General features: G+C 36.7%; 4 protein-coding genes and 1 pseudogene. 3 read left to right on the top strand and 2 right to left on the bottom strand.

From position 1 onward, the window contains the following. Positions 1-587: 587 nt before the first annotated feature. Positions 588-734, top strand: a complete 147-nt coding sequence (locus tag A3GQ_RS27375) for a hypothetical protein (RefSeq protein ID WP_156877826.1) — start codon at positions 588-590, stop codon at positions 732-734. A gap of 354 nt (positions 735-1,088) precedes the next feature. Here A3GQ_RS27375 and A3GQ_RS28095 read toward each other — a convergent pair. Further along, a pseudogene (locus tag A3GQ_RS28095) lies at positions 1,089-1,499 on the bottom strand (ferritin-like domain-containing protein). Between the two features lie 659 nt (positions 1,500-2,158). Between A3GQ_RS28095 and A3GQ_RS0119710 the strand changes: the two are divergent. After that, a complete protein-coding gene (locus A3GQ_RS0119710; protein WP_028778523.1) occupies positions 2,159-3,355 on the top strand; it encodes an oxalate decarboxylase family bicupin in 1,197 nt (398 codons plus the stop codon). Positions 3,356-3,678: 323 nt separating this feature from the next. Here A3GQ_RS0119710 and A3GQ_RS0119715 read toward each other — a convergent pair whose 3' ends face one another. Beyond that, the gene (locus A3GQ_RS0119715) at positions 3,679-4,503 is read right to left on the bottom strand and encodes an alpha/beta hydrolase (protein WP_245596822.1); all 825 of its coding nucleotides are present in this window, start codon (positions 4,501-4,503) and stop codon (positions 3,679-3,681) included. Positions 4,504-5,427: 924 nt separating this feature from the next. Here A3GQ_RS0119715 and A3GQ_RS0119725 point away from each other — a divergent pair. Next, positions 5,428-6,000, top strand: a 573-nt coding sequence (locus tag A3GQ_RS0119725) for an NTTRR-F1 domain (RefSeq protein WP_028778525.1), incomplete at its 3' end; no start/stop codon positions are given.

The raw sequence follows: 6,000 nt of genomic DNA on the forward strand, positions 1-6,000 counted from the left end.
TATTTAAATCGAGTCAGATTACAAATAAATTCAGAAAGATGACTTTTGCAAACTTCGATTTAGATGATTGACCACTTATTGTGCAAGATGCCTATGAATGTGCCTCTGCTTATCTCGATTACTTTCTTGATATCCGAGAAGAAAGGGAAAATATATTGTTTTGCTTGATGCTCTTGGAAGTGGGAAAACACATCTTCTCACCTCCAACGTAAATGCATTGCTGGATCAGGGAATTGGAGCGATTTATTTCCCATGGGTGGAGGGCGACAATGATCTAAACAGAGGAATTAGGGTATTTCAAAACAGTTGATCTGATAGATGAATTCAAAGTCGACATAAGTGAAGGAGAACAAGATAGTAGAAACTTCCGTTGTGATTTTGAGAAATGGGGAAGGTATGAAGATATGGACATACTTCATAATCTACCTCATACAGTAAAAGGGAGGTAGAAAGAATTTCTATATCAATGCAATCAGCTGGAAGCTCCAGCGTTTCGTTTAGATGATTGGGAGGTAGATGCGTCATGAAACGAATCATAGATACACAGAAATTACTGGAACAGTTGAAAAAGGAAAAAGATAAATATCTTGAGGAATCTAGGGGAATGTACTGGTCGTCAATCTGCCATATTGTACGAATTTGAAACGTTAGATTCAAAAGTTGCATATATGCGCGATGTGATTGGGATTACATTACCAGAAATAGCAGCAGAATTGGGTTATAGTCTCATATGAATAAAAAAGATAAGCCAGCGTATGAAAAAGAAGTATACCAAAGTGAGTATACCGTCCTATTGATTTATCCATGTTATGATGATAGTAAGAAGATCTAACATACAACTCCTCAGTATAGCAGGGGCGATTAGGGATGTAAGCCTAGTCGCTCTTGCTGTCTGTTTGAATATATCAAAACTGAGTACATCTTGAAGATGTCACAATGTGATCAGGGAATAAACGGCTTAAACTCAATAGTATTTATGTACTACGCATCACTTAATCATTCATTCGATATAGTACAAAAGCTGATGCAATGCAATGAAGAGGTTTTTGCAATTGCTTATTTTTAAGTTAAAAAAAGCCAGACCTGATTCAATATTTCTGGTGCTTGTTTAGCAGTCGTAAAAACCAAACCGCATGGTTTTGCTCATCTAATGCTGCACGTCTAAAAATACGTTCCACATTACTATTTCTAGCTTTATCTGCGATCTCATTGTAAAAATCAACGGTTTCTTGTTCGTCGTCAAAAGCATGTTGTAATCCTTCTAGATATGTATTGGAACATTGTTCAGATTGCCTGGGCACTGCTTTTTTTTTCGGTTAATTGTAAATAGATTCGACTAAACTCAACTAAATGTCGTTCTTCATCTTTCCTAATCTCTTCTATTCTTTTTTATCTGTGTCGTCATTCGACTGTTGAGCTAACAATTGATAGCAAATAATAGCACTATATTCACCATTGATTGCTTTTTCCAAATTTCTAATTATACTTTTATTTTTTATTTTTTTTCGACGAGATAGTTGCTGTTTTTCATACTCTGAATTTTGCCATTGATAATAGGGATATCTATAAAGAAATGGAAAATAACCAGGAGGGGTTCGTATGGGGCTAGGAACACTTCCGCCAGGACCATGAGGTGTATGAATGGGGCCACCGCCACCAGGACCATGGGGTGTATGAACGGGGGGTGGATCATCTTCTCCTAAGTAGTAGGGGGAATTTATTAAATTCCAATGATACATTTTTATTCCTCCTTTTTTGTAATCATTATTTATTGTCATCCGTAATTATGAATTTATTTAATAAAGATAACTTGTACTTGGATTCTATAAGAAGAATTTAAACAATCTGAGATAGCAAAAATATTATAGACATAGCTATCACCACTCACACGAGTGGTATTTTCGTACTATAAGGTCGTCCGGTTAAGAAAAATTGGATGACCTTTTTTTATACACATGGTTGCAGTATCACGGTAGCCGGTCATCCTTCAACTGTTGAAAGTAATTATTTCTCCTCGGTATAGCAGGGATGATTAGGGAAACCTAGTCGCTCTTGCTATTTGTTATTTTCATTTAATAAGACATCAACTTTATAACTGGATTATATAGGAACACTGCCATTAATTTATCATACAGTTAATAAAACAGGAGGGAAGTAGATGAGTAACTCCGATGAATTGCAGTATGATCAAGTGCCACAACCAATAAGGAAAGATGGAGCGGGTTCGCCGGATTATGGTCCACGGGATGTATGGAGGGATATAGAAAATCCCGATATGCTAGTTCCTCCTCTTACAGATAATGGATTAATGCCGAATTTAAAATTTTCTTTTTCGGATACGAATATGAAACTTAATCATGGAGGTTGGTCGAGAGAAGTTACTCAACGGGAACTACCAATTGCTACTACATTAGCAGGAGTAAATATGAGCCTAACCCCTGGGGGAGTAAGGGAGTTACACTGGCATCAACAAGCAGAATGGTCCTACATGATTTTAGGAAGAGCTAGGATCACAGCCGTCGATCAAGAGGGGAGAAATTTCATTGCAGATGTTGGCCCTGGTGACATCTGGTATTTCCCACCTGGAATCCCTCATTCGATACAAGGTTTAGAGGATGGGTGTGAATTCATACTAGTTTTTGATGATGGTAGTTTTTCTGATCTAAATACGCTATCCATTTCAGATTGGTTTGCTCATACTCCTAAAGATGTTCTATCCGCAAATTTTGGTTTGCCGAAAAAGGATTTCAAATGTATTCCCAAGGATCAAGTATATATTTTTCAAGATAATGTACCTGGATCTTTGGAAAATCAGAAAGTAAATTCTCCTTATGGAACTATATCATTAAGTTTTAAACACAAATTAATGGCCCAAGACCCAATTGTAACCTCTGGTGGTACAGTACGTATTGTAGATTCAACTAATTTCCCGATTTCGATAACAATCGCAGCTGCCCTAGTAGAAATAAAACCAGGTGGAGTGAGAGAGTTACACTGGCATCCGAACAACGATGAATGGCAATATTATTTAACAGGACAAGGAAGAATGACTGTATTTGCGGGGAACGGAATTGCTAAAACATTTGATTATCGTGCAGGTGATGTTGGATATGTACCATTTGCTTTTGGACATTATATCCAGAATACTGGTACCGAAAGTTTATGGTTTCTAGAAATGTTTAAAAGTGATCGATTTGAGGATGTTTCTCTCAATCAATGGATGGCATTAACTCCTCATGAACTTGTTAAAGATAATTTAAATGTTGGACCAAATGTTATAAATGGACTACATCAAAAGAAATCACCAGTTGTTAAATATCCACCATATACATACCATCCGAATAATAATGACTAGAACTAGTGGATAAAGAAAAAGCCGTCATTTGAAAGTAACGGACCAGTTACGGAGTTCGCAACTGGTCCATGAACCTTTAGTCGAGATAAACCACTTTGGTATAAGTTTTCTCAGGATTCGGTAAATGTGACGGCAGACATTGGGGAACTCTCGAAAGATCAGTTCTCCCTTGTGCCAAGATTTAATTCCCACTGGGGATGTTTTGTCTGGTTCTATCGATCGGGGAAATTGGAAATAAGACATCCTTATTATTCATTATGACTTTGTTTCTTTTTTTATGTAGGATGAATTCATCAATGTAAAGACTAACAAAGGTAAAGGAATTATGGCCTTCCTGCTTTAACCAATTTCTTAGCAATTTGTTTTGGATCAGCGTGAACAGTGCTAAAATGATCACCATTTCCTTCAATGTATCGGTAGAAACCAAGATGGCTGGATTGCACCGGATGCCAACCGTAGTCTGGTATTTGCGGATTAGCGGTATCTTCTGTTAGATTTAAGTAGCTTTTAGGGATTTGTAAACTGTAGAATTTTTTGAGATCCAATTTTTGAAATAATGGACCCGCCGGTTCTGGAGAAATTTTGCTGTACAATACTTTAGCTTCTTCAAGATTAGCTGTATTTGCAAAAGCGTCACGAAACAGTGGGAATGGGAGCATAATCGTTCCATTACTCGATTCTGCAAGCTGACTAAACGTTTCTTGTATTGGCGGTGGAAGCTGATCATATAGGCTTTCTCCGTCTTTTGGAACAAAAGCATTAAAGAATACAAGTCGGTTAATGCGATCAGGAACTTGTTCAGCGACTTTTGCGATTACAGTACCACCAAAGCTATGACCAACCAGTACAATATTATTCAAATCTTTCTTCTTGATATAGTCCACTACAGATTTTGTAATTTGCTCATGAGTAACGTTTTTCATGTCTTTCATAGAGCCATGACCTGCATATTCAGGAATATAAACTTTGTTGCCTTGTTTGCGAAGTTCAGAAGCTACTTCTTTAAAATAACTTGTGTCTGCCCATGAACCGTGAACGAGTACGAACGTAAGTTTTTTTTCTGTGCCATTAGTTGCTGCTACAGTAGATTTTGAATCACCTGCTTTAACTTCTATAAAGTGGGAACTAAGTAGAGTAATTATCGCCAATGCAATTGCTACTAATCCAAGTAAGGAATATTTCCTATATTTTTGTATTATAGTTTCCTCCTTGTGTCTTAAATTAGATAAAGGTCTATCGTTGATATAGTATGATCTTTATTCGTATTCTATTATGCATAATCAGCTTTTATGTATTTACATGAACATGTATCCTATTTTGGAGGGATAATTAAATCAGGAAGATATTGAAGTCTGGTTCGAAGTTAACTTTCACGTATTTGAATGGATCTTTAAAAACCACTTCTCATGAGGTGTTATTTTTTATGCTCAAAAGAAGGTGGAATAAATCATGAAATATTAATTTGCAGTATAGTAAAGAAGAGGTAGAATGTTTTTACCAGAACATCGAGAAGCAAACTTAAAACAGAGGAAAGAAACTGCAAGGTTTAATCCACCGATTTTAGATAAGTAACAATGGGAAGAGATGACCTATGTCGTTCAGGAGGTTGTAGAGAACGAGCAGCCAATTGTTGCTACATATGTAGGAGAATACGAAGTTGTATCTTTTTGTGGATCAAGTAGATACGGCAAATAGTAGGTTTCTTTTTTCGTTTCATTTTTTCAACTCCTTATAAAGCGTAAGAAGGATTACATAATTATCTGAAAATGAAAACTACTCTGTTTGAGTAGTTTTTTGGTTGCCTTATTTTCTTGAATTGATCCACTACTTCTTATTACTTGTTGAGAAGATGGGATTTCTTGCTTTTTAGGACTTACATTACTATCTCCAACCGGGCTATTCTATGAAAAGATCGTATACTGAATTAATTTTCCAAGTGATCAAGGATGGTTCTTGGATCTCTATATAACCCATTCAAAATCAGTATCATTTTTTTCATGAAGGGGCACTTGCACGAAACTTTTTTCGGAAGACAAACATATTTTATAGAAGAATAAAAAAGGATGGTGAAAATGGCGTTTCAGAATAGAATCGAAAACGGTGGCTTTGAAACTGGATCGCTTCCTCCTTGGGTTGGTGTTAACACTGTCGTTACTCGAGTAAAAAGTCATACAGGCATTTACAGTGCATTTATGAGTTCAACAACGGCAACAGCTAATCTATCTCAATATTTTACAGTTAGTCCGAGAGAGGTATTTGATTTTACGGTAGCTATTTCTAAAGATGGTTTAGGGATAAACACAAATATTAAGATTACAATCATATATTACGATAACTCTCTTCGTAATCTTGGACAAGGACTAGGATTAACAATTCCAGCCACTCAACTCCCGAATAATGGTGACTGGATAATAGCTTTCAAATCAACCTTTCCAGTTCCAGAGGGTGCATCAGTGGGTTTAGTCTCTATTGAAAAAACAGGAAATACGAGTATCTTTATTGATGATGTATCTATTCTTCAAATAAGTCCGATAATAGGCCCAACAGGCCCAACTGGAGCAACTGGAGCAACTGGAGCAACTGGAGCAACTGGAGCAACTGGAGCAACTGGAGCAACTGGAGCAACTGGAGCAACTGGAGCAACT

The organism is Shimazuella kribbensis DSM 45090, assembly GCF_000428065.1.
Taxonomy (GTDB): domain Bacteria; phylum Bacillota; class Bacilli; order Thermoactinomycetales; family Thermoactinomycetaceae; genus Shimazuella; species Shimazuella kribbensis.